The sequence below is a fragment of the Bacillus sp. FSL L8-0099 genome (genome assembly GCF_038006385.1).
GTDB lineage: Bacteria > Bacillota > Bacilli > Bacillales > Bacillaceae_G > Bacillus_A > Bacillus_A toyonensis.
On the sequence record NZ_JBBOVC010000001.1, the window covers coordinates 1,876,984 to 1,903,229 of the forward strand.

23 protein-coding genes, 2 pseudogenes and 2 other annotated features are annotated in these 26,246 nt (G+C 34.1%); of the genes and pseudogenes, 24 read left to right on the forward strand and 1 reads right to left on the reverse strand.

All coding sequences use genetic code 11. The annotated features are described in order from the left end of the window. The first annotated feature begins 120 nt into the window (after positions 1-120). From MHH42_RS09660 to MHH42_RS09685, 6 genes and pseudogenes are all read left to right on the forward strand, one after another. Positions 121-840: a 3-ketoacyl-ACP reductase gene (locus tag MHH42_RS09660; RefSeq protein WP_000818985.1), complete on the forward strand. Its 720-nt coding sequence runs from the start codon at positions 121-123 to the stop codon at positions 838-840. A 147-nt stretch (positions 841-987) separates the two neighbouring features. Then, positions 988-1,389, forward strand: a pseudogene (locus MHH42_RS09665) (O-methyltransferase); the annotation flags it as partial. Positions 1,390-1,541: 152 nt separating this feature from the next. Beyond that, positions 1,542-1,795: pseudogene (locus tag MHH42_RS09670) on the forward strand (O-methyltransferase); the annotation flags it as partial. A gap of 133 nt (positions 1,796-1,928) precedes the next feature. Next, positions 1,929-2,801, forward strand: coding sequence for an aminoglycoside 6-adenylyltransferase (locus MHH42_RS09675; protein ID WP_340893246.1), 873 nt, complete (start codon positions 1,929-1,931; stop codon positions 2,799-2,801). A 117-nt stretch (positions 2,802-2,918) separates the two neighbouring features. Further along, a complete protein-coding gene (locus tag MHH42_RS09680; protein WP_340893249.1) occupies positions 2,919-3,749 on the forward strand; it encodes a peptidoglycan-N-acetylglucosamine deacetylase in 831 nt (276 codons plus the stop codon). Positions 3,750-3,818: 69 nt separating this feature from the next. Continuing rightward, the gene (locus tag MHH42_RS09685; protein WP_000964938.1) at positions 3,819-4,160 is read left to right on the forward strand and encodes an SdpI family protein; all 342 of its coding nucleotides are present in this window, start codon (positions 3,819-3,821) and stop codon (positions 4,158-4,160) included. Between the two features lie 48 nt (positions 4,161-4,208). On the opposite strand, the gene MHH42_RS09690 is transcribed toward MHH42_RS09685, so the two are convergent. Further along, on the reverse strand, positions 4,209-4,817 hold the full coding sequence (locus MHH42_RS09690; RefSeq protein WP_000141367.1) for an NUDIX hydrolase: 609 nt from the start codon (positions 4,815-4,817) through the stop codon (positions 4,209-4,211). Positions 4,818-4,899: 82 nt separating this feature from the next. Between MHH42_RS09690 and MHH42_RS09695 the strand changes: the two genes are divergently transcribed. The 18 genes from MHH42_RS09695 (at position 4,900) to asbD (ending at position 26,232) form a co-directional block, all read left to right on the forward strand. Beyond that, positions 4,900-5,538, forward strand: a complete 639-nt coding sequence (locus MHH42_RS09695) for a pyridoxamine 5'-phosphate oxidase family protein (RefSeq protein WP_000510747.1) — start codon at positions 4,900-4,902, stop codon at positions 5,536-5,538. A 234-nt stretch (positions 5,539-5,772) separates the two neighbouring features. Then, positions 5,773-6,004: a binding site (T-box leader), on the forward strand. A gap of 115 nt (positions 6,005-6,119) precedes the next feature. Next, positions 6,120-6,351 (forward strand) — a binding site (T-box leader). Between the two features lie 306 nt (positions 6,352-6,657). Then, the gene (locus tag MHH42_RS09700) at positions 6,658-7,953 is read left to right on the forward strand and encodes a homoserine dehydrogenase (RefSeq protein ID WP_098637392.1); all 1,296 of its coding nucleotides are present in this window, start codon (positions 6,658-6,660) and stop codon (positions 7,951-7,953) included. Further along, on the forward strand, positions 7,946-9,004 hold the full coding sequence (gene thrC / locus MHH42_RS09705; RefSeq protein WP_340893252.1) for a threonine synthase: 1,059 nt from the start codon (positions 7,946-7,948) through the stop codon (positions 9,002-9,004). The genes MHH42_RS09700 and thrC overlap by 8 nt, the downstream gene beginning before the upstream one ends. After that, the gene (gene thrB, locus MHH42_RS09710) at positions 9,001-9,894 is read left to right on the forward strand and encodes a homoserine kinase (protein WP_000612654.1); all 894 of its coding nucleotides are present in this window, start codon (positions 9,001-9,003) and stop codon (positions 9,892-9,894) included. Before thrC ends, thrB begins: the two co-directional genes overlap by 4 nt. Before the next feature lie 115 nt (positions 9,895-10,009). After that, a complete protein-coding gene (locus MHH42_RS09715; RefSeq protein WP_000095428.1) occupies positions 10,010-10,222 on the forward strand; it encodes a DUF6366 family protein in 213 nt (70 codons plus the stop codon). A gap of 216 nt (positions 10,223-10,438) precedes the next feature. Then, on the forward strand, positions 10,439-12,745 hold the full coding sequence (locus MHH42_RS09720) for a glycoside hydrolase (RefSeq protein ID WP_340893253.1): 2,307 nt from the start codon (positions 10,439-10,441) through the stop codon (positions 12,743-12,745). Positions 12,746-13,063: 318 nt separating this feature from the next. Continuing rightward, complete coding sequence (locus MHH42_RS09725) at positions 13,064-14,068, forward strand: LCP family protein (protein WP_002093782.1); 1,005 nt, start codon at positions 13,064-13,066, stop codon at positions 14,066-14,068. A 152-nt stretch (positions 14,069-14,220) separates the two neighbouring features. Continuing rightward, on the forward strand, positions 14,221-15,468 hold the full coding sequence (locus tag MHH42_RS09730; protein WP_001174826.1) for a hypothetical protein: 1,248 nt from the start codon (positions 14,221-14,223) through the stop codon (positions 15,466-15,468). Between the two features lie 13 nt (positions 15,469-15,481). Beyond that, positions 15,482-16,171, forward strand: coding sequence for a response regulator transcription factor (locus MHH42_RS09735; protein ID WP_097837291.1), 690 nt, complete (start codon positions 15,482-15,484; stop codon positions 16,169-16,171). Further along, a complete protein-coding gene (locus MHH42_RS09740) occupies positions 16,168-17,529 on the forward strand; it encodes a HAMP domain-containing sensor histidine kinase (RefSeq protein WP_000824522.1) in 1,362 nt (453 codons plus the stop codon). Before MHH42_RS09735 ends, MHH42_RS09740 begins: the two co-directional genes overlap by 4 nt. Positions 17,530-17,780: 251 nt before the next feature. Then, on the forward strand, positions 17,781-18,602 hold the full coding sequence (locus MHH42_RS09745; protein ID WP_000409398.1) for a peptidoglycan-N-acetylglucosamine deacetylase: 822 nt from the start codon (positions 17,781-17,783) through the stop codon (positions 18,600-18,602). Positions 18,603-18,616: 14 nt separating this feature from the next. Beyond that, positions 18,617-19,273 carry a YkyA family protein gene (locus tag MHH42_RS09750; protein ID WP_033658408.1) on the forward strand — a complete coding sequence of 219 codons (657 nt, stop codon included), beginning with the start codon at positions 18,617-18,619 and terminating at the stop codon, positions 19,271-19,273. A gap of 156 nt (positions 19,274-19,429) precedes the next feature. Continuing rightward, positions 19,430-20,110, forward strand: coding sequence for an MgtC/SapB family protein (locus MHH42_RS09755; protein WP_000119505.1), 681 nt, complete (start codon positions 19,430-19,432; stop codon positions 20,108-20,110). 79 nt (positions 20,111-20,189) lie between these two features. After that, positions 20,190-20,714, forward strand: a complete 525-nt coding sequence (locus tag MHH42_RS09760) for a GNAT family N-acetyltransferase (RefSeq protein WP_000229284.1) — start codon at positions 20,190-20,192, stop codon at positions 20,712-20,714. Between the two features lie 307 nt (positions 20,715-21,021). Then, positions 21,022-22,830 (forward strand): IucA/IucC family protein, encoded by a 1,809-nt coding sequence (locus tag MHH42_RS09765; RefSeq protein WP_001163331.1) that lies wholly within the window; start codon positions 21,022-21,024, stop codon positions 22,828-22,830. A gap of 66 nt (positions 22,831-22,896) precedes the next feature. Next, positions 22,897-24,735 (forward strand): IucA/IucC family protein, encoded by a 1,839-nt coding sequence (locus tag MHH42_RS09770; protein ID WP_340893255.1) that lies wholly within the window; start codon positions 22,897-22,899, stop codon positions 24,733-24,735. Continuing rightward, the gene (locus MHH42_RS09775; RefSeq protein ID WP_340893256.1) at positions 24,722-25,960 is read left to right on the forward strand and encodes an AMP-binding protein; all 1,239 of its coding nucleotides are present in this window, start codon (positions 24,722-24,724) and stop codon (positions 25,958-25,960) included. The genes MHH42_RS09770 and MHH42_RS09775 overlap by 14 nt, the downstream gene beginning before the upstream one ends. Then, entirely contained in the window at positions 25,957-26,232 is a 276-nt protein-coding gene (gene asbD, locus MHH42_RS09780; protein WP_340893259.1) for a petrobactin biosynthesis protein AsbD, read from the forward strand. Before MHH42_RS09775 ends, asbD begins: the two co-directional genes overlap by 4 nt. The last annotated feature ends 14 nt before the right edge of the window (positions 26,233-26,246 follow it).

Consider the following 26,246-nt stretch of genomic DNA (forward strand, 5'->3'; position numbering starts at 1 on the left):
TAGCTACTATGGTTACCTACAAGTAACCTACGCACATGAAAGTGCATCATTGCCTTTTTACATAAACATAGATACACTTTTAATATGATAAACAACAGAGAAGATTAAGGAGTGTTATACTTGGCAGAATTATTACAAGGTAAAAATGCTTTAATTACAGGAGCAGGTAGAGGTATTGGTCGTGCTGTAGCGATCGCATTAGCGAAAGAAGGCGTAAATGTAGGTCTTTTAGCTCGTTCAGAAGAAAACTTAAAAGCTGTAGCGAAAGAAGTGGAAGCAGAAGGCGTAAAAGCTGTTATTGCGACTGCTGATGTATCTTCGTATGAAGAGGTAACGACTGCAATTGAAACGTTAAAAAACGGTTTAGGGTCTATCGATATTTTAATTAATAACGCTGGTATTTCTAAATTTGGTAAGTTTTTAGAATTAGACGTTGCTGATTGGGAAAAAATCATTCAAGTAAACTTAATGGGTGTATACTATGCAACTCGTGCCGCTTTACCAAGCATGATTGAACAACAATCTGGTGATATTATTAATATTTCATCTACAGCAGGACAAAAAGGCGCGCCTGTAACAAGTGCATATAGTGCTTCTAAATTTGGTGTTCTTGGCTTAACAGAATCGTTAGCGATGGAAGTTCGTAAACATAACATTCGTGTAACGGCTTTAACTCCAAGTACAGTAGCAACTGATATGGCTGTAGATTTAGGGTTAACTGATGGAAATCCTGATAAAGTAATGCAAGCAGAAGATATTGCAGAATTTATCGTAGCTCAGCTGAAATTAAATAAACGTACATTTATTAAATCTGCTGGACTTTGGTCTACTAATCCGTAAGGGCTACATGTATTAACAAAGAAGGGATATCTATTCTGTAATGGGATAGATGTCCCTTCTTTATTTTTTGTATTCGAGACAGAATTTTCGGTATAATTAAAAGTGAATGGTAGAAAGCATTGGAAAATTGAAAGGGATGGTATTTACATGAGTACAATTGAGAAATGGTCGGCTGTTGATCAATATATGAGTGATGTATTAATACCGAAAGATTCTACATTAGAAAGGGTCCTTCAAGCAAACGCTGCAGCTAATTTACCGGCACATGATGTATCGCCAACGCAAGGGAAGTTTTTGCAACTATTAGTACAAATTCAAGGAGCTCGAAACATTTTGGAAATTGGTACTCTAGGCGGATATAGCACGATATGGATTGCAAGGGGCTTACCATCTGGAGGACAAGTTGTTACATTGGAAGCAAATGAAAAACATGCAGAAATTGCACGTAGCAATATTGAACGTGCTAATTTGAATGATAAAATTGAAATACGAACAGGATTAGCGTTAGATTCTTTACAACAAATAAAAAATGAGCAGTATGAACCTTTTGATTTTATCCCGCATTAACGGGTAGTAAGACTCCCACCTCAAAGGTAGGCTAGAGCAAAGAAGTTAGGTGGGAGATCAACTGCCCGTAAACGCCCGATTGGTTCAACTAATAATCAGTGGGGATGAACACCCCCCACTGATTAAAGTTTCACTTTATTTTCATAGATGCTGATAAACAAAATAATCCGACTTATTTTTGAATGGGCACTGAAACTATCACGCCCTGGTACCGTAATTATTGGGGATAACGTAGTACGTGAAGGAGAAGTTATTGACAATACTAGCAGAAGGGATACGTCGTTTCTATGAATTGATAGCTGCAGAGCCGCATGTAAGTGCTATAGCGCTTCAAACTGTAGGAAGTAAGGGATACGATGGGTTTGTGATGGCAGTTGTAAAAGAGTGATGTAAGGAGGAAAAAGGGATGAAAAAGAAGTTTCAAAAATTATAACATGTATCGTGTATAACGAGATTAGCTCGTGGACCTCCAGTATACATAACGCTATATTATATATTAAAAAATTGGAGGCTATAAGTAGATGAGAACTGAAAAAGAAATGCTAGACTTAATTATAAATACAGCAAAAGAGGATGAAAGAATTCGAGCTGTCATCATGAATGGATCGCGTGTAAATCCAAATGTGAAAAAAGATTGTTTTCAAGATTATGATATTATGTATGTTGTGAATGATATACAATCTTTTATATCTAATCATAATTGGATTCATAGATTTGGAGAAATAATGATTGTACAAATGCCGGAAGAAATGTCATTAATTCCAGCAGATGAAGACGGGAAGTTTCCGTATTTAATGAAGTTCATGGATGGGAATCGGATTGATTTAACACTAGTTCCAGTTGAGTTAATAAAAAAGTTCGTTGGAAAAGATAGTTTAAGTAAACTGCTTCTTGATAAAGATAATTGTCTGGGAGAATTCCCACCAGCAAGCGATAAAGATTACTTAGTAAAAAAGCCTACGGAAAAAGAGTTTTTAGATTGCTGTAATGAATTTTGGTGGTGTAGTACAAATGTAGGAAAAGGGTTATGGCGCGAGGAGCTTTCTTATGCGAAAGGAATGCTTGAAGGCCCAATGCGAGATATGTTGGTTGTAATGCTAGAGTGGCATATTGGTATGAAAACAAAGTTTACAGCTAATGCTGGGAAGTTTGGGAAGTATTTCGAACAATATGTTGAAAAAAATGTCTGGGAGCAGTTTAAAAGGACATTTTCAAATGCAGAGTATGAAAATATTTGGGATTCATTTTTCATAATGGGTGATTTATTTAGGAAAGTTGCGAACGAAATTGCTAACACTTATGAATATCAATATCCGCAAGATGATGATGACAAAGTGACGAGTTATTTAAAGCATGTAAGAAAATTACCGAAAGATAGTAAAGTAATTTATTAAGTATATAAATCAGTAAGACTGTCCTAATTACGGACAGTCTTATTTTTGTTCAGGAATCAGAATTTCTCTAACAAAGTACAGATGAAACACATATGAAATTTTAGGGAGGTTTTTATCATGTATTATTTTTATTCACCAGAAATGTTCGTTCCATTTCCTTTAGGGCTAGAACGTAATATTTCGTACGCTTATATGCCATATCATTCATTTTATTATGGAGACTATGTAAATGCGCTACCATACGCATTACATGTTCCTCAAAATTATGAAACACAAATGAAAGAAGCGGATCGTGGATCATGGACACCATTTTCATGGGTCGAAAAATATGCGTATGCATTTTCAGGACCATACAATAAAGCGGAAGTAGCTCTTACATTTGATGATGGACCAGATTTAGTATTTACGCCAAAAATTTTAGATAAGTTAAAACAACATAATGTGAAAGCTACTTTTTTCTTGCTCGGTGAAAATGCAGAAAAGTTTCCGAACGTAGTAAAGCGTATTGCAAATGAAGGGCATGTAATTGGTAATCATACGTATAGTCATCCAAATTTAGCGAAAGTAAATGAGGTTGAGTACCATAATCAAATTATAAAAACGGAAGAAATATTAAATCGGTTAGCTGGTTATGCACCGAAGTTTATACGTCCGCCGTACGGTGAAATACTTGAAAATCAATTGAAGTGGGCAACAGAGCAAAAATTTATGATTGTACAGTGGAGTGTCGATACAGTTGATTGGAAAGGGGTAAGTGCTGATACAATTACAAATAATGTGTTAGGGAATTCATTTCCAGGTAGTGTCATACTTCAGCATTCAACTCCAGGTGGACATTTGCAAGGATCTGTAGATGCGCTAGACAAAATCATTCCACAGTTGAAAACGAAAGGAGCACGCTTTGTAACACTTCCAAGTATGTTCCAGACATCTAAAGAGAGAAAATGAAAATGTTAATAATTGGAACATGGATGATTATATAGTATAATGAAGGTATAAATTAGGGGGTGGATATAATTGTTGTATGCACTAGTAAACATAGGAATAAGCATGTTGATCGGTATTATATTTATACTTGCCGCACGTATTCTTCAAAAAAATCCACCGACAGATATTAACGCAGCATATGGTTATCGTACGAAACGGTCTATGAAAAATAAGAAGTTATGGGATGCAGGTAACAAGTATAGTGCAGAAGTGATGAAGAAAAACGGATTCATCATGATATTAATTGGAAGTGTTATTAGTATACTGTTTAGATATCCACATACAATAATAGCGATTATGGTGGTTATGCTGTTATTAATCATTCGTTTATTTATACAAGTAGAGAATAGATTAAAGATACTTGAACAATAGTAAAAAAATAGGACTCTGCGCAATATTATGCTAGGAGTCCTATTTTATTTATAAACTATTATTTTTTAAGAATTCTTTTCCTTGCTCTATAACAAATTCATAGTATGTAAGATCATACGGATAAATATCTTCAAATGTTATTGTAATTGGTTTATTGTTTAAAACAGAAATAGCCGAAAAAGATGAAATCTCTCTTTTTAATAGTTGTAGAAAAGCAGTTGCACGTACTTTCATCACATCGTCTACTTCATCACCTGGTGCAAATGGAAGAGGCTTTATTACGTTGTGAAAATACATATGACAAAACTCACGATCAGTAAGATTTGAAATTTCATAATCTATTTTATAGATTCCTTTGTATGTTAAATCAGTCGTTTGAAAGGAAAGCCCCAATTCTTCTTCGATTTCACGAAGGCCGCCAATTTGTACATCTTCATCATGCATAATATGTCCAGCTGAAGTAATATCCCATATACCCGGAGCTTCTTTTTTATTTTTAGAGCGTAATTGGAAATATAAGAACATATCTTCATCATCTTTTTCTATAAACCAGCAATGGAATGTTTCGTGCCAATCACCGTCACGATGCACTTCATCACGTAATTTCTTTCCAAGTGTATTTTTTTCAGAATCAAATATCGTTAACCACTCTGTCATTTTAATTCCCCTTTCTGCAAATTTTATTATACAATATTTGTATTGAATTTTGGGAAAATAAAGAAAAAAAGGGTGGTTGTAAATGGGGATAGAAAGTAAGGAAATAAAATCGATTATTTCAACAGAGGAAGAATTACGACAAATATTGGGGCAACCAAGTGAGCGAGCTTTGAAAAAAGTTATTTCATCACTTGATCATCATTGTGTAGATTTTCTGTCTAAATCTCCTTTTCTAGTATTATCTACTGCAAATAAATTAGGAGAGTGTGATGCTTCGCCAAGAGGGGATGCACCTGGATTTGTATATGTATTGAATAAAAATAAAATTATCATTCCGGAAAGGCCGGGCAATCGTCGTATAGACTCCATTTTAAATATTATTTCAAATTCGCACGTAGGGTTAATCTTTCTTATTCCTGGTCTTGGGGAAACACTCCGAATAAACGGTAAAGCATATATTACAAACGATGAAGAAATTTTGAAAGAGATGCAGGCGAATGGACGTAATCCGTTACTTGGAATTGTTGTTGAAATAGAAGAATGCTACATTCATTGTGCAAAAGCTTTTATTCGTTCTAAGATGTGGGATCCAGAATCTTGGTTAAATAAAAAAGGGTTACCTTCAGCAGCAAAAATGTTGTTGGAGCATGCGAAAGTGAATACTTCAGAAGAAGATGTTGCACGTTCTTTAGAAGAAAGTTATACGAAAAGATTGTATTAAAAATCCTTTATTAGTATAGTTTTAAAAGGAAGAGATCTACTCGTTTTAGAATGGAATACTTTTATGTGAAACATTAATTTACAAGTTGGGAAATTACGAAATAGGTAAATAGATTGGCCGGTATAAAATATTATTGTGAAATATAATAAAAAATGATCTTGAAAATAGTTAATAAAAATAGGCTTGCTTTTTAAAAATTTGATAACTATAATAAGTTAACAAATAGACATGAACGAAAAAGTAATGACAAGGACACGAAATCATTTTTACGGTTTACAGAGAGGGAAGTCAAGGGTGTGAGCTTCCTAACACGAGAAATGATTTTACCACCTTTGAACTTCAATAGTGAACGAGTAATCTAGTAATTATTGACGGTATCAGCCGTTATCTGAACTTGAGCAATCTAGAAGGAAATACGTCTAGATTGGAACAAGGGTGGAACCACGAAAACACATTCGTCCCTTTCCTAGGGATGAGTGTGTTTTTTTACGGCCTTAGAGATTGAAAATTTTAAATAATTAAAAAATGGTATTGATTTTGTTTTTTATGCGAGTATAATGAGTTAACAAATAAACATGAACGAAAAAGTAACGATAAGGACACGAAATCATTTTTACGGTTTACAGAGAGGGAAGCCAAGGGTGTGAGCTTCCTAACACGAGAAATGATTTTACCACCTTTGAACTTCAATAGTGAACGAGTAATCTAGTAATTATTGACGGTATCAGCCGTTATCTGAACTTGAGCAATCTAGGAGGAGATACGTCTAGATTGGAACAAGGGTGGAACCACGAAAACACATTCGTCCCTTTCCTAGGGATGAGTGTGTTTTTTTATCCCGCATTAACGGTCAGTAAGACTCCCATCTCAAAATTTGGCAGATGCGAGGGAGTTAGATGGGAGATCAACTGTCCGTAAAAGCCCGATTGGTTCAACTAATAATCAGTGAGGAATGGACAAAATCTCCACTGATTAAAGTTTCACTTTATTACTTTGAAAGGAGGTGCTGTAACATGAAACGATTCGTACGTACGGAAATAACCACCACCTGCATGATTAAAAAGCAGAACAAGGTGATTGATAGAGATAAAAAATAAAATTGTAGGAGGAGATTAGAAGATGCATAACGTTATTAATGTTGGGGTGTTAGGATTAGGTACAGTCGGAAGTGGTGTTGTCCACATTTTGAAAGAACATTATAAAAAAATCGCACTTGATACAGGATACGAAGTGAAAGTAAAAACAGTCGTTGTACGTGATTTGGAAAAAGAACGCGATGTTTGTATTGATGGAATTGCAGTAACAAGTCATGCAGATGAAGTTCTAAATGATTCAAATATTGATATTGTAGTAGAGGTAATGGGCGGAATTGAAGAAGCAAAACAGCATATTGTGAAGGCTTTACGAAATAAGAAGCATGTCGTAACAGCAAATAAAGATTTAATGGCTGTATACGGTGCGGAACTTCTTCAATTAGCGAACGTAAATGATTGTGATCTATGTTATGAGGCAAGTGTAGCGGGTGGTATTCCAGTGTTAAGAGGATTAACAGACGGATTAGCTTCAGATCAAATTGAAAAAATAATGGGAATTGTAAATGGAACAACAAATTACATGTTAACAAAGATGAGTCAAAATGGATGGTCGTATGAAGAGGCTTTACAGGAAGCACAAAAATTAGGATTCGCAGAATCAGATCCGACAGCAGATGTAGATGGACTAGATGCGGCGAGAAAGGTAGCGATCCTTGCGAATTTAGGGTTTTCGATGAATGTTTCATTAGATGATGTGCAAGTGAGAGGGATTCGAAAGGTTGAAAAAGAAGATTTACAAATGGCTGAAAAGTTAGGATTTACTATGAAACTAATTGGTAAAGCGGAGAAACAAGGATCAGCTATTCATTTAAGTGTAGAACCGACTCTTTTACCAAGCCGTCATCCGTTATCAAATGTAAATAATGAATTTAATGCAGTGTATGTTCACGGTCAAGCAGTAGGGGAAGTGATGTTTTACGGACCTGGAGCTGGGAAGTTACCGACTGGCTCTGCTGTAGTAAGTGATATTATTTCGATCGTTAAAAATATGAATCAAGTTCCGAAAAATAAAAGTGCGTTAAAAGAACCAGTGCCGTATGAATTACAAGGAGATGAAGAAGTTGTTTCGAAATACTTCTTACGTATTTCATTACAAGATGAGCCAGGGATGTTGCAGAAAGTAACAGAATGTTTCGTTAATTATTCTGTAAGTTTAAAAGAAGTGATTCAATTACCTTTGAATCGTGAGCTTGCAGAAGTCGTTGTTGTGACACATCAAACTTCAAAATATCAATTCGAAAAAGTTTTAGGAGCAATAGAAGCTGTCGCAAGTGAAATAAAGAGTTATTACATTATTGAGGAGGAAAAACAATATGTATAAAGGACTATTAAAACAGTATGCTGCTTATTTACCAGTGAATGAAAACACACCTGATGTCAGTTTAATGGAAGGGAATACACCTCTAATTCCATTATTAAATATATCAAAACAATTAGGGATTCACTTATATGGTAAGTATGAAGGAGCGAATCCAACAGGTTCTTTTAAAGATCGTGGTATGGTAATGGCGGTTGCTAAAGCGAAAGAAGAAGGTTCTGAGGCAATCATTTGTGCATCAACAGGTAATACATCGGCAGCGGCTGCAGCATATGCGGCACGCCTCGGAATGAAATGTATTATCGTAATCCCGGAAGGAAAGATTGCGCATGGAAAGTTAGCGCAAGCAGTCGCTTATGGAGCTGAAATCATTTCAATAGAAGGAAATTTTGATGATGCACTTAAGGCTGTAAGAAACATTGCTGTAGAAGAGCCAATTACATTAGTAAACTCAGTGAACCCTTATCGAATTGAAGGGCAAAAAACAGCAGCGTTTGAAATTTGTGACCAGTTGCAAAAAGCGCCAGATGTTCTCGCTATTCCTGTTGGGAATGCAGGGAATATTACAGCATACTGGAAAGGGTTCTGTGAATATGAGAAAGAAAAAGGCTACAAAAAGCCAAGAATTCACGGCTTTGAAGCGGAAGGAGCAGCTGCAATTGTAAAAGGACATGTAATTGAAGAACCTGAAACAATTGCAACAGCTATACGTATCGGTAACCCAGCGAGTTGGTCATATGCAGTAGAGGCTGCTGAGCAGTCTCGAGGCGAGATAGATATGGTATCAGATGAGGAAATATTACATGCGTATAGATTGTTAGCAAAAACGGAAGGGGTTTTCGCTGAGCCAGGATCAAATGCTTCATTAGCTGGCGTAATGAAACATGTTCAATCTGGAAAAATCAAAAAAGGAGAAACAGTAGTTGCGGTATTAACTGGAAATGGTTTGAAAGATCCTAATATCGCAATTTCTTCTAATAAATTAGATATTGCAAGTGTTTCAAATGATATAGAACAAATTAAAGAACATATAAAAGGGGTGATTATGTCGTGATACCATTGAGAGTACGTGTGCCTGCTAGTACAGCAAATGTTGGACCTGGATTTGATTCAGTAGGAATAGCTTTGTCATTGTATTTAGAGGTTGTTGTAAAGGGCACAGCTGATAAATGGCAAGTAATACATTCCTTTGAAGATTCAATTCCGACAGATGATAAAAATTTAATCGTTAGCACGGCATGTAAAGTATGTCCTTCTTTATCACCCCATATAATAGAAGTTACTAGTAATATTCCGCTAACAAGAGGACTAGGAAGTAGTGCCTCAGCGATTGTAGCAGGAATAGAGCTTGCGAATCAACTTGCTAATTTGAACTTAACGACTGATCAAAAGGTTCAAATTGCTACAAATTTTGAAGGGCATCCAGATAATGTTGCAGCTTCTATATTAGGTGGAACTGTAATCGGAGCACTTGATGGAAAGAATGTTTCAGTTGTAAGGATTGAAAGTAAGGAATTAGGCGTAATTTCTCTTATTCCAAATGAAGAGCTAAATACAGATGAAAGTCGATCTGTATTACCAGAAATGTTTCCGTTTCATGAAGCAGTTAAAGCTAGTGCGATAAGCAACGTATTAGTAGCAGCATTATGCCAAAAGCGGTGGGAAGTTGTAGGTGAAATGATGGAAAGAGATCATTTTCACGAGCCATATCGTTTAGAACTCGTACCGTTATTGCCATCAATTCGTAAATGTGCAAAAGAATTCGGAGCATATGGAACGGCGCTTAGCGGTGCGGGGCCATCCATTTTCATATTAACGCCGTATGAGAAGCGTCAAGAAATAGCTGAGCAATTAGCGAAAGTATTTACAGCTATGAAAGTATGTGAGCTTGAAATCGATCATAAAGGGATTACTGTAAATAAGGAAGAACATATTGGATTATAAAAAGAGCTAGCATCGCTAGCTTTTTTTGTTGTACATATACTTTAAATCAGCATATAAAATGAAAATGAGTATTGTATGATTTAGTAAAGAGCGTATTAATTTTGGAGGTGATTATATGAGTTCAAAAGAGTCATCAGAAGAAAAAAGAGAACGCATAAGACAAAGCGAGTTAAAAAATAACCCTACCGGATCTTTGAATGATGGGCTCAATAGAGCGGAATCAGGTAGCCCTGTTGATATGACAGGGGGCATGAATTGGAAAGGTACAGGGATATTAATTTTAGTGCTAGTTTTAGGATATATTATATACACTTACTTTTTCAGGTAAGGAAAGCCTAGTGAAACTTTAATTTGTTTAATCACATTATTTGTGAGAATAAAAAACAAGGATTAAAGTCCCTCTGTATTACATATTAAAAAATAAATTATAGTTATTTGAGAATTTTTTATATTCATAATAGAGTTAGCGTTATGCTAGCTCTATTATTTTTTGCCATATTCCTGTAACAAAGCCCCTGTATATTCAGGGATGGAGGTGCAGGAGATGAAAAAAATGATAGCGATATGTCTTCTTACAACTATGTCATTTTCGACTTTAGTCGGGTGTGATGTAAAAGGTAATAATGCTGTACAAGAGTCTAAAATAAAGAAAGCGACGTATAAAGATTTTACTTACGATGTAAATCCAGAGACTTTCACGTTAACTGTAGAACATGATGGTGTAAAGGAACAGGCATCGCAAGCTCTGCCGAAAATGAAGGTGTCGAATGTAAAAAAAGATAAGGATCGTACGTCGTGGGAATATCCAGATCAAAAAGTAAAAGTAAACTTAGAAAAGAAAAAAGACCACTTAAATATTGAAGTAGAATCGATTGGTGCAGAAAGCTTTACATGGCCGAAAGTACAGGCTGAAAATTATACACTTCCGTTATGGGAAGGTAAACAAATTCCAAGTAATGATGAGAATTGGAAGAAGTTTTTAAAGGATGATGAATATTCATTTGCTGAATCATTTTCTATGAAGTTTTTTGCATTAAATGGTTCGAAATATTCCATTGTATATATTGCGAATAATATATTTAATAATGAAGTAAAATTTCATTCGGATCCGAAAATAGGGTTTGATTTTATACATGAATTCCCGAGTATAAATAAAAATAAAACATATGGTTTTCAATTATATGTCACAAATACTGATGCAGTAAGTATTGCTAAGCTGTATAAGGATAACATTATCGAAAAAGGTGAATTTAAAACATTACAAGAAAAAGCAAGAAGAAATAAAGAAATTGAAAAACTTTATGGAGCGGCTCATTTTTATTTTTGGAATCAAAATGGTTTATCAGCAAGTAATGTAAATTGGCCGAAGTTAAGAGAGCAAATAAATAGCCCAGTGTTTAGCCATATAAAAGAGCTTATTCAAAAAAATAGTTCAGAGCCTGGGGAATTAAATGTATTTGAGCAAGTAAGTAAACAAGATTTCATTGATAAGTATCAAAAAAATGTTATTTTGCGTTATGTAAACGAAGTGTTATCAATGAAGGAATTGTATAAAGAGGATATTTTCCCGAAAATTGATCAGGAGGCTAGTGAGTTATTAAAAAAAGGTATAGATCACTTATCGAAAGCAGAACTGTATAGCTTAAATAAGCATTTATTAAAGTCAGTACTTGGTGGTTCAGTTGAAGATATAAGTAAGTGGGGAAACGCAGATGGAACGGATATAATAAAGAAAATGAAAGAAGAAGGGATAGACAAAGCTTGGATTGGTCTACCAAACTGGGAACAAGGATTTATGCAACCTAATTTTGTTACAGAAGCTAAGAAAATGGGATATTTAGTTGGTCCGTATGATTCTTATCATTCCATTCATGAGAAAGGTGATAAAAATTGGAACACAGCGTCCTTTAATGATCCATCGTTATATGAAGAGGCAACTGTAACGAAGAAAAATGGAGAAAAGGTGCAAGGGTTTTTAGGTAGAGGGCGAAAACTAAATCCAACATTATCACTTCCTAGTGTAAAAGAACGAATGAACGATATATTGCAAAATGGTCCTAAATATAATTCATGGTTTATCGATTGTGATGCAACGGGTGAAATTTACGATGACTATTCATCAGAACATGTAACGACACAGGAACAAGATTTAAAAGCAAGATTACAACGAATGGATTATATTGCCCAAGAAAAAGGTATGGTAGTTGGCTCTGAGGGCGGAAATGATTTTGCTAGTAGTACGATTGCATTTGCTCATGGAATTGAAACGCCAGTTATTAAATGGGACGATGAAGATATGCGGAAAAACAAAACAAGCCCGTATTATGTCGGTGGATATTATTCACCAAATCAAAATGTTCCAGAAAAATATGCAAAACAAGTACCGTTGAAAGAAGAATATAAACAAGTATATTTAAATCCAGTATATTCGCTTCCTTTATATAAATTAGTATACAACGATTCCGTCATTACAACGCATCACTGGGAATGGGGAAGTTTGAAAGTGAAAGATGAGGTAGGAAGCCGTATGCTATATGAGTTATTGTATAATGTTCCTCCTTTGTACCATTTAGATGAAGTAGAGTGGAATCAGCATAAAAAAGAAATTACAGAGCATCTGAAAGTTTGGAATGAAGTTCATAAAAAGGCAGTAAAAGAAGAAATGACAAACTTTGCATACTTGTCAGAAGATAAGCTAGTACAATCTACTTCATATGGAAAAGATATTAAAATTATTGTGAATTTCTCAAATGAAGATGTGGAAATAGAAAAAACGAAATTAAAAGCAAAGACTGCTTTAATTTATAATAATGGGAAGAAAATCATGTATACGCCGTTGGCGAAACAATAATGTGAAATATAACTGTATGAATAGAGAGTTAATAACTAACTTGACTCACTATTTTGTTCGTTCTTTCAGTTGAAAGTCAGATTATTTGAAATGAAAAGGTTGATAAATCTGTAATTTCGAATGTTACGAAGTGCTAAATTTTTGAAGTTAGTAAATAGTGACTTGCCAAAAATAAGTACGAGAGTATAATGTGAAATGGAATATATATTGAATCCACAATGTAACCTTACAAATTTGTAAGGTAATTGAAAGGAAATTCAATATGAAGATTACTAGACATACATTATACTAGGGAAAGAGAAAGAGAGGCGAATGGGTATGAGCTCTGAATTAGAACAAAATACGAGAAGTAATAAGAAGCGTTCTAAAAGAAAGTCAATAAAGTGGTTTATAATAATTCCATTGTTCTTGCTTGTTTTTGGTGGAGTAGGATATGGGTCGTTAATATATAATAAAGCAAAAGCGGTTGTAAGTGATGCATATGCACAAATTGATAAATCATCAAAACGTGATAAAGAAGTGGAACCTTTAAAGGATAATATCTCAATTTTAATTATGGGTGTAGACGGTAGTGAAATGCGGAAAAGTCAATATGGTGAAGCGGTTCGAACGGATGCACTTTTATTAGCAACAATTAATAAAGATGATAAATCTGTTAAATTAGTTAGTATTCCGCGTGATTCACGTGTTTATATTCCATCTAGAAAAAAATTAGATAAAATTACGCATGCACATGTATTTGGTGGTGTTGAAAGTACACGAGATACTGTGGAAAGATTTTTAAATGTTCCAGTTGATTATTATGTGAAGTTTAACTTTGAGTCATTTGTTCAAATTGTAGATTCACTAGGTGGTATTGATATTGATGTACCTGTTACGTTCACAGAGCAAGATAGTAAAGACCAAGCAGGTATGATTCATTTAGAAAAAGGTTTCCAACATTTAAATGGAGAACAGGCACTTGCACTTGCAAGAACACGTAAAATTGATAGTGATGCAATGCGCGGACAGAGACAACAACTTGTAATAGAAGCAATTGCGAAAAAAGCAATGTCTGTTCAATCAATTAGCAAAATGGGCTCTCTACTTGATGCAGTTGATAAAAACATGAAAACAAACTTAACATTTGATGATATGCTTGCTATTACGAAAAACATGGCAGGATCGGATCTACAAATGGAAAAGATGCAAATTGAAGGTACTGATAAACGTATTGGTGGTATTTATTATTACATTCCAAATGAAAAAAATGTGAAAGATATTTCAAATAAACTGAATCAACATCTAGGTGTAACGCCAAAATCAGTTCTAAATGAAAAGTAAAAAAGATTGGCCTTTGCCAATCTTTTTTTATGGAAATGGATTTGTAACTTTTCTGTAACGATTTTTTATTCTAGAAAAATTATACTCATATGTATGAGATTATTGGATAAGCAAAAAGTAAAGATAAATACTGTTATAAGGAAAGATAACATATGCAAAAATGGATAAGCATTATGGGAATCGTCTTTATATTGACTGGATGTAAAATGTCTGAAGCTCCAACCAATTTAATGGGAGCTCCTGCAAATGAAAAGTGGATTAATGAACTAAAAGAGCAAATAGATAAAGATTTGCCTGTTAATTATCGGTTGCTTACTCCAAAGTCTAATAAAGATAAACAAATGATTTGGTCAATGGATTTTAAACAAGATAATAAAAAAGAAGCCATCGTATTTTATAAATTGCCGAATGAAGATCGTAGCGTATATTTAGCTGTATATGAGGAAATCGGCTATAAGTGGAAAATAAAGTCCACGCATAAATTTGATGGTGAGGATATAGATATCGTTGAAGTCGGTGATTTTACAGGGAATGGGAAGCGAGAATTATTAATTGGAATCTCTGTAAATCGTGAATCGTTAGAACATGTTATGTATGCTTTTTCAGAAGAAAATGATGATATGAAGGAGATTTATAATCGGCGTTACACGAAGTTATTTATAGAGGATCTAAATAGAAATGGTCTTAATGATATAAGCCTTGTTACTTATGAAAAAGATGAGAAGTTGACAGTTGAGCTTATTGAGCAGTTTAAGACAATATCAGAAGTTACATTTGATCCATTTATAAATAGTATTCAAAGAATACAAATGGGCCATATTTCTAAAACATTAAAGGCGATTGTAATTGATGCAGGAATTGGGGCTCATTCAGGTATAACTTATGTAGCAAAATTTGATAAGGATCATTATGAGGTACTACCTATAGATGGGAAAGAAGATTTATTCAATGAATATGTGGTGGAAAGTAAAGATGTAAATGAAGACGGTATTATTGAATTTGTTCGTACTGTACGTCCAAAAGGTTGGGAAGATAAGTCACATGGAGATAGTCCGCTCTTTGAACGTTACATACAGTGGAGTGAAGATGGAACGAAACCTATAGAAGAAAGATACATCGATATAGAAAAAGGGTATTTTGTGAAAATTCCTGAAGAGTTGATTGGGAAAATTACTATCCCAGATCAGCAGAAGGAATCAAATTCTCAAAAGTTTTTGGACGTAAATACAAATGAAATATGGCTTGAAGTCCAAATTTTTAAGCGGAAAGAATGGTTCAAAATAAAAGGATTCGAGGCAGCGGTGAAAACGGCTTCTCACGTATATGCAGTGCCGAAGCGATCAAAGTTTAAAAAAGTGAAAGCATATATAAAACCGCTAGCGGATTATCAACAAGAGTAGGGAGGTGGAAATTATGTCAACAATTTTAGTTTTAGAAGATGAAATGCCAATCCGTAGTTTTATTGTCTTAAATTTAAAGCGTGCTGGATTTTATGTATTAGAAGCTAGTACTGGAGAAGAAGCGTTACAGATTTTATGTGATCACACTGTTGATGTAGCGTTACTTGATGTCATGTTACCAGGAATTGATGGTTTTCAAGTTTGTAAAACTATTCGGGAAGAAAATAAAAAAATGGGCATTATTATGTTAACCGCACGTGTACAAGATGGAGATGTGGTGCAAGGACTAGGAATTGGTGCAGATGATTATATTACAAAACCGTTTAGTCCAGTAGAGTTAACTGCACGTATACAATCTCTATTAAGAAGAATAGAAGTGCATAAAGAAAAAACGAATACAATTACGTCTGGTCCGTTTTCGTTAAATATTATAGAAGAAAGATTATATAGAGATGGACAATTGGTTGATTTAACACCTACAGAGTATATGATTTTACAATACTTAATGAATGAATCCTCAAAGCCGGTTTCACGTGATGAAATTTTAAATATGATTTGGGGAACGAATTACGTAGGCGAGACGAAAGTCGTAGATGTAAATATGAGACGGTTACGCCAAAAGATAGAATGTAATCCATCAGAACCCGAATTTATCCTTACAGTGTGGGGAAAAGGATATGTGTGGAAGGAAAGTATAAGATGAAACGGAAAGTGACTTTATATTTTATGACGGTCATTACACTTATGCTTGTATTGTTTGAGGTAGTATTTTCGGTCTCAATTTATCGATATTATTATAATGGTATTGTGCAATATATAGAATCTCATGCGAAGACGAGTACTCGATTTTTCTCAGAATACAATTCATTATATTTTATTCGTTTGCAAGAATATAGTGGTGACATAATTAGTAGTTTTCAATTAGATGGAACGGAATTACAGTTAATTGATCGTCATGGTTCGGTTATACAATCTTCAAGTGGTGAAAAAGTAGAAGGTAAAGTGAATATCCCACAATCTTTATTGGAAGGTGAAATGTATAATCAAGTTACTACTACGAAAGATAATGAAAAACAACTAGAAGTGCTAAGCCCACTTATACATCAAGGACAAACAATCGGTGTTTTAAAATATACGACAGTATTAACACATGTGAATGCAAAGATTATTGAAATTATTATGTTTACTATTGCCGTTGGTATTGTTATTTCATGTATTGTCTTCTCAATTAGTAGACGCTTGGCAAATTCTTTTGTTGAGCCAATTGAATCTATCATTCAAGCTTCTTCACAAATCGCAGAAGGAACGTTGAAAAATAAAATTAAAGAAGATTATCCTGGTGAATTAGGTGAATTAGCACATAGTTTAAACTATATGTCTGATAAAATAGAAAAAGCGGAACAGATGAAAAATGAATTTATCGCTTCTATTTCTCATGAAATACGAACACCTTTAACAGGAATTAAAGGTTGGAGTGAGACGCTTAAAACAGTAGAACATTTAACAGAAGAAGAAATCAAGCAAGGTATGGGGATTATTTCCGGTGAGACAGACCGATTGATTCATTTAGTAGAAGAATTGTTAGATTTTTCAAGATTACAATCAAATCATTTTAATTTATATAAACAAAAGGTGCAATTGTACGATATACTAGAGGAGACGATTTGGCAATTAACTCCTAACGCTGAAAAGAAACAAATTCAATTCATTAATACTATAGAACGAATTGAATTGTTGGGAGACCGAAATAGGCTAAAGCAAATTTTCTTGAATATTATTCAAAATGCAATTAAATATTCACATGAAAATGGTACTGTATACATTGAAGCGACTAAAAATGAAGGACAAGCAGTGATAAAGGTGAAAGATGAAGGGATTGGAATTGCTAAAGAGCATTTACCATATATAGAGCAGTCTTTTTACCAGATTAATAATCATGCTGCAGGTGCAGGCCTTGGCTTAGCTATCGTAAAAAAAATGGTGGAGCTTCATAGAGGTACACTTAGTATTGTGAGTAAAGAAGGAATAGGAACAACAATTTTGATAAAACTCCCATTATAATACATATGCAGTCTATTTATCACGCTATTTGTGGGTAGTGAGATTCCCGCCTCAAAATTCGGCTAGAGCAAAGAAGGTAGGTGGGAAATTAACTGCCCGTAAACACTCGATTGGTGAAGGTTAATAATCAGTGGGGGATGAATCCCCCCACTGATTAAAGTTTCACTTTATATCGTGCAATAAAATAAATAGATGTATAATTACATTGGGTGATTTATATATAAGATTAATAGGGAGAGGAATTCGATAGAATGGAAAAAGCTTTTAATATGAAACGAGTAGTAGTCGTTTTAATAGCGGTTGCAGCAGTAGCTATTGGGTATTTTATGTTTCAATCAATTACTTCACCAGCAAAGGCTGTTGCAAAACAAGAAAATGTAGTACAGCTTGCAAGTGAACAATCAAAAGTTGAATTGAATAAAACGGCACCAAGTCGTTTTAATGGAAAAGAAAGAAAAGTTGCTTATCTTACATTTGATGATGGACCAGGCAAATATACGGCTGAATTATTAAATACGTTAAAACAGCATGATGCGAAGGCGACATTCTTTTTAATTGGAGCGAATGTAAAAGAGTTTCCGGATTTAGTGAAACGTGAAAATGCAGAGGGACATTATGTAGGTATGCATAGTATGACACATAATTTTGCAAAGTTATATAAAAATGGTGAATATGTAAATGAGATGAAAGAAGACCAAAGCTTAATTGCTAATATTATTGGAAAATCACCTAAATTAACACGTCCACCATATGGTTCGATGCCTGGATTAAATGAAGGCCTTCGAAATAAAGTGGTAGAAGGCGGTTTTAAAGTTTGGGATTGGACAATTGATTCATTAGATTGGAAATATAATAAAATGCAAGTTGATGCAGCTGCAGCGCAAATTGCTCAAAACGTATTAACAAATGCAACAAAACCACAAGAAGTAATTTTAATGCATGATATTCACCCGCAATCAGTCGCTGCTGTGCCAGCAATTTTAAAGGGGTTAAAAGAAAAGGGTTATGAGTTTGAAGCTTATCATGAAGAAAGTCACTTCCCAGTGAACTTCTGGCATGATAACCGTATGTAATGGAGGAATGAATGTTGAAGTATGGAAAAGTAGCATTAGTTGGAGCGTTATCAGTAGGGGTATTAACAGGTTGTTTCGGTGAAAAGCCAGAAGAAAATTTATATACAGCTTTTGAAACAGCAGCGACACAAGAAAAGTCTTTAGTTGATGAAGCGAAAAAATTAGAGGGTTTAGAGAAGCAAGGTCAAGAACTATATTCTCAAATTTTACAAGAAGGTAAAGATCATAATGACGCAGTTATGAAAAAGATAGAACAAGCGACTGCAAATGTAGCTGACCGTGAAAAAGTATTGAAAAACGAAAAAGAAATGCTAGAAAAAGCGCAGAAGGAAACGAAATCCGTTCAAAGTAATATAGAAAAACTTGAAGATAAGAAAGTGCAAAAGCAAGCAAAGGCAGTTGAAGAGTCGTATAAAAAACGTTACGATGCATTCCAAAAGATGAATGAAAACTACACGAAGGCGTTAGCGACTGAAAAAGAATTGTACGAACAATTAAAGGTAAAAGAAACGAAATTAAAAGAGATTGGTGAGAAAGTTAAAACTTTTAATGAGTTAAATGGAGAAGCACAAAAGTCGAAAGAGCAGTTTAACAATTATACAAAAGAGTATAATGACAGTAAATTAGCATTTTATAAAGATGCGCAGATTAAGATTAAAGAACAGAAATAAAGAAAGTTCTTAATCGGAATATAAAGCCGAAAAAACATATAAAAATGTTTTTTCGGCTTTTATCGTTAAATGAATAGAAAAGACTGGAATAGATATCATAAAAGAGTTATAGTGAATTATTCGAAGGGAAACATTGTAAAGTAAGGAGAATGAAACATGTCATATGAATTTTTACTCAAATTAGGTTTAGCGCTCTTTTTAGGATTATTCATCGGGATAGATAGGCAGCTAAAGAATAAACCGCTTGGTGTGAAAACAAGTATGGTTATTTCTGTAGCAAGTTGTTTAATTACGATGGTTTCAATTGAATCAGTTCATGTATATTCTGTTCCAGGTCATACAAATATGGATCCAATGCGTCTTGCTGCTCAAATTGTGAGCGGAATCGGTTTCCTTGGAGCAGGTGTTATTTTACGAAGAAGTAATGACGTTATTTCTGGATTAACGACAGCTTCTATGGTGTGGGCTGCTTCAGCTTTAGGTATAGCAATTGGAGCAGGGTTTTATTTGCAAGCGACCGTTGCCATGATTTTAATTATTTTAGCGATTAACGTACTTCCGCAAATTGTGAAAATTGCAGGCCCGTATTCATTAAGACAAAAGGACTTATCTATAAAAATTACTGTAAAAGAGCACCAAGAATTAGATGGTATATTTAAGCAAATTAAAAAATTAGGCATGCATGTAAAACGAGTGAAAATTAAAGATATTGATAGTGGTGCATTTCAGCAATTGGAGATGGTTATTTTAGCTCCAGAAGATTTATATACAACTGAGTTATATAGTTCACTAAAAGAGATTGATCGAGTTGTTTCAGTTGAAGTTGAAAGTAGATAAAAAAGGGTGATGAAAATTCACTCTTTTTTTTACGCATAAAAAAACAGTTTGCTATAATTATTCTCTAAAGGGGATGAGAATGGTGGAGATACACATTAGAAGGGCGACAAAATCGGATATTGCAGCAATAGCAAAAGTACATGTGGAAAGCTGGAAAACAACGTATACCGGGATATTCGAAAACGAAATTTTAGAAAATGTAACATTTGAACAAAGAAAAAAGCAGTGGGAGGATATTTTTCAAAAAGAAGATAATTACCAATTCAGATTTGTAGCAGAAACGTTAAATGGAAAAATAATCGGATTCATTGATGGGGGAGTTGAAAGAAGCGGTACATATAATTGTGATGGGGAATTATATGCGATTTATCTGTTACAACAGTATCAAGGACTGAAAATAGGACAAAAATTATTTCAAGCGTTACTGTCGGAATGTATAAAAAATGGTATGCAATCTCTTTTAGTTTGGGTCGTTACTAATAATCCCGCTAAAAAGTTTTATGAAAAATATAACCCTGAAAAAATTGATACGAAATTTTTAGAGAGAGTACAGGTAGAAGAAACAGCGTATTGCTGGAGGAATATAAATAATATTATTATGTAAACTTTATGTTTTTAAAAGGTATACCTTTAATTGGTATACCTTTTTGTTTAACTCTGTTCAATCGATTAATAACGAGTAATGTGAAAAATAATGAATAGTTAACTTGAGAGTAAAAATTTTTCTATTGTATCTTTAATTAGATGAAATAAATGATAGAAAAGGAAAAAAATTTAGTTAGATAAAAAAATTCTGAAATATACTCTTGAATTGATAATAACAATCAATTAGAATCATAATTGATAATGATATTCAATCATTGGTTGTTTTATAAAATTTCGATAGCGTTAATATAAAGAGGAGGACCAGTATGCAGCATGCGAAACAAATCGCAGAACATGCAACAATACAAAGTTTTTTAAACTGTTATTTAAGAGAAACAGGGAGTGGAGAATGGATTACAGAGGATGAAAGAATGGAAAGTATCTTCAGTAATACGTTGAATAGAAATGTAGTCCCCACATATTTATGTTGTCGGCTATCGGCACAGAATGTTACTTTGTATGGAGAAGTTATATATAAATCAGCAACAGATCGCCATTTGTTTGGAGAACAGTTTTATTATCAAATTGGAGAAACTAAAACTGTTATAAAAGCAGATTATGTTACAGTTATTACATTTTTAATAAAAGAGATGTCTATCAACTATGGAGAAGGAACTAATCCTGCTGAGCTTATGCTTCGAGTTATTCGCAGTTGTCAAAATATTGAAGAATTTACAAAAGAGAGAGCAGAAGATACATCTGCATTATATGGTTTCCATACAACTTTTATAGAGGCGGAGCAATCTTTATTATTTGGGCATTTAACTCATCCTACCCCAAAGAGTAGACAAGGTATATTGGATTGGAAAAGTGCAATGTATTCTCCAGAATTAAAAGGAGAATGCCAGCTTCATTATTTTCGCGCACATAAAAGTATAGTAAATGAAAAATCATTATTATTAGATTCTACAACAACGATTATAAAAGAAGAATTAAGTAAAGATGAGATGGTAAATGAGGAATTTATAGAGAAGTACTGTAAGGAAGATGAATATTCATTAATTCCAATTCATCCGCTTCAGGCTGAATGGTTATTACATCAACCTTATGTACAAGAGTGGATAAATCAAGGAGTGCTTGAATATATTGGTCCAGTAGGTAAGTGTTATATGGCAACATCATCACTTAGGACGCTATATCATCCTCATTCGAAATATATGCTTAAGTTTTCCTTTCCAGTGAAAGTAACAAATTCAATGCGCATTAATAAGTTGAAAGAACTTGAGAGTGGCCTTGAAGGGAAGGAAATGTTAAATACGGCTATTGGTGAAGTACGAGAAAGATTTCCAGGCTTTGATTTTATTTGTGATCCAGCCTTTATTACATTAAATTATGGAACACAAGAATCTGGATTTGAAGTAATTATTCGCGAGAACCCTTTCTATAGTGAACATGCAAATGATGCTACATTAATTGCTGGACTAGTTCAAGATGCTATTCCTGAAGAGCGCACTCGTTTATCGAATATAATTCATCATATAGCAGAGTTAGAAAATAGAAGCTGTGAAGAAGTAAGTTTAGAGTGGTTTAGACGGTATGTAAATATTTCTTTAAAGCCGATGGTATGGATGTATTTACAGTATGGAGTTGCATTAGAAGCTCATCAACAAAATAGTGTTGTACAGTTGAAGGATGGTTATCCAGTAAAATATTATTTCCGTGATAATCAAGGATTTTATTTCTGTAATTCAATGAAAGAGATGCTTAATAATGAGTTATCTGGTATTGGAGAACGTACTGGGAATTTATATGACGATTATATTGTAGATGAAAGGTTTCGTTACTATTTAATTTTTAATCATATGTTTGGACTTATTAACGGTTTTGGTACGGCAGGATTAATTAAGGAGGAAATTCTACTTTCTGAATTAAGGTCTGTATTGGAATCATTCCTTCCATATAACCGTGAACCTTCTACATTTTTAAGAGAATTGTTGGAAGAGGATAAGTTGGCATGTAAAGCAAATTTATTAACGAGATTTTTCGATGTCGATGAATTAACAAATCCATTAGAGCAAGCAATTTATGTGCAAGTGCATAATCCACTCGTTAGAGAAGTGGCTGTTCGTTCATAAATAGCGTTAAAATTTCACGTAATACAAATAATGGAATTTGGTATTTCGTCATAAGTGGAGGAGTTTATGAAAGTGGATATGTATCACACGAAAATATTGAAGGCACTTGAATCAGAAGAATACATTTCAGTGCGAAGAAGGGTGTTACGTCAGTTAGTAGAATCGTTAATTTATGAGGGGATTATAACGCCAGTTCGTGTAGAGAAGGAAGAACAAATTCTTTTTATTATACAAGGACTTGATGAAGAAAACAAAAATGTTTCGTATCAATGCCACGGAAGAGAAAGGATGACATTTGGACGTATTGCTGTAGACTCGTTACTAATACGAGTGCAAGATGAACAAAAAGAAATACAATCTGTGTCGCAATTTTTAGAAGAAGTTTTTCGGGTTGTTAACGTAGAACGAACTAGATTAGATTCTTTTATTCACGAATTAGAACAAACAATATTTAAAGACACGATTGCACAATATGAAAGAAATAAAAGGGAGGAATATACTCGAAAATCTTACGATGAGTTTGAAAGCCATTTAATAGACGGTCACCCGTATCATCCTAGCTATAAAGCGCGCATTGGATTTCAATATCGTGACAATTTTCAATATGGATATGAATTCATGAAGCCAATAAAACTCATATGGATTGCAGCACATAAGAAATATGCGACTGTAGGTTATGAAAATGAAATGATTTATAGCAATACTTTAACAGAAGAAATTGGTGTGCAGAGAATAGAAGAATATATAAATCGTATTCAAAATATGGGATGTAATCCAAAACAGTATTTGTTTATCCCAGTCCACCCTTGGCAGTGGGAGAACTTTATTATTCCTAATTATGCTGATCATATACAGGGGAAATATGTGATTTATTTAGGGGAATCATCGGATGAATACTGCGCCCAACAGTCAATGAGAACGTTAAGAAATATGACGAATCCAAATAAGCCGTATGTTAAGTTATCGATGAATTTACTTAATACTTCAACTATCCGTACGTTGAAACCACATTCGGTTGTGAGTGCACCAGCTATATCAAATTGGTTAAGTGATGTCGTAAGTCAGGATCCTTATTTAAGGGATGAATCGCGCTTGATTTTATTAAAGGAATTCTCGAGCGTAACGTATGATACGAATAAGAAAGCTACATATGGTTCATTAGGATGTATTTGGCGTGAAAGCGTTCACAAATATGTAGATGAACAAGAGGATGCAGTTCCCTTTAATGGCTTATATGCAAAAAAGAAAGATAGTACACCAATTATTGACGCATGGTTAAACAAATATGGAATAGAAAATTGGCTGCAAGTACTTATTCAAAAAGCGATAATACCGGTTTTACATCTTGTTGTAGAGCACGGGATCGCATTAGAATCACACGGTCAAAATATGATTTTAGTCCATAAAGAAGGGCTACCTGTCCGGGTTGCATTAAAGGACTTTCATGAAGGACTTGAGTTTTATCGTCCATACTTGAAAGAAATTGACAAATGCCCTGAGTTTACAAAAATGCATAAAACGTATGTGAACGGAAAAATGAATGATTTCTTTGAAATGGATCGCATCGAATGTTTGCAAGAGATGGTTTTAGATGCACTTTTTTTATTTAATCTAGGAGAGTTAGCTTTCATACTTGCGGATGAATATGAATGGAAAGAAGAACGTTTTTGGATGATGATTGTTGAAGAAATTGAAAATCATTTTAGAAAATATCCACATTTGAAAGAGAGATTTGAATCCATTCAATTATACACAGCTACTTTCTATGCGGAGCAATTAACGAAGCGTCGTTTATATTTGGATGTAGAATCGCTTGTTCATGAAGTTCCAAATCCATTGTATAGTGCAAAGCAACTTAACATACAAAAATCATTTGTTACAGGGGGAAATTATGCTAATCGTTAATAAACAAGAGTATAGTAAAAATGATTTTGAATCGAGATTACAAGTTTACGAGGAAATGGAACAATTTCAAGCAGCACAAGGAAATAGATTTGCACTTTGTCTGAAAGATCCATTTGATATTATTACACTTGTGTTTTTCTTAAAAGAAAAGAAATCATCTGTACTTCTTATACATGAAGATACACCAAAAGATACGGCTATTAAAATGGCAAGGCGTGCAAATTGTACGGGACTTTTATATGGAGAATGTAGCGAATTTACAAAATTAGAAGTAGTGAATTCATTGCTACAAGAGCCTTCTTTATTGCAATATAGCTCAGGAACCACGGGAGAACCGAAATTGATTTGCAGATCATGGACGGAAGTTGATACTGAAATCGTTGCTTATAATGAAGCTTTAAATTGTGAAGAAGATGAAGTACCGATTGTTATGGCTCCTGTTTCACATTCATACGGATTAATATGTGGTACGTTATCTTCTATTACAAGAGGAAGTAAGCCTATAATTATTACGAATAAAAACCCTAAATTTGCATTAAATATTATTCGCAATACAGAAAAACATATCATATATGCAGTACCATTGATGCTACATATTATGGGGAGTTTTCCACTAGGAACGTTCCAGTTTCATAAAATTATGACATCCGGATCACCTTTGCCCGAAACATTATTTTATAAACTAAATGAAATGACAACGTACATGATGCAGCAATATGGATGTTCTGAAGCTGGTTGTATTAGTATATGTCATGATATGGAGAGTCATTTAGATTTAGGAAAACCCCTTCCACATGTAAGTATAAACATAGAATCAGATGAAAACGAGCCTGAAGAAATCGTAGTGAAAATTGCTGGAAAGGAAATTTATACGAAAGATTTAGGGTATGAATCTGAGCGCGGCCTTCACTTTATGGGGCGTATGGATGATGTAATCAATGTTTCAGGGTTAAAAGTGTTTCCTATAGAGGTGGAAGAAACGATGCTTCGATTAGAAGGTATTCAAGAAGCCATTGTATACCGAGGGAAACATCCAGTGATGGGAGAAATCGTAAAAGCGAAAGTAATCTCTCATATTGACCCAGTACAAATAAGAGAATGGTGTATTCAGCATTTACCGTCTTATAAAGTTCCGCATGAAATTGAAAGTGTAACTGAAATTCCGAAAAATAAAACTGGAAAAGTAAGTAGAAAGTTACTAGAGATGGGAGAGGTTACAACATGAGACGTGAAACGTTAAAGAGTGCAGTGCTGAAAATTATGACAGAAAAAATGGAACTGAAAAATGTAACGCATTTAGAAGAAACAATGCGTTTAAATCAAGATTTATATATAGATTCGGTAATGATATTGCAGCTTATCGTATACATAGAAATGGATTTGAAGTTATGTGTCCCAGAGGATGAGGTAGATCCAAGGGCGTTTCTTACTGTAGGATCTTTACTTGATTTTATGGAAGAGTTACAGCCGTTACAAGAATCAAATGTGAATAACTAACCTTGGAGAAAGTG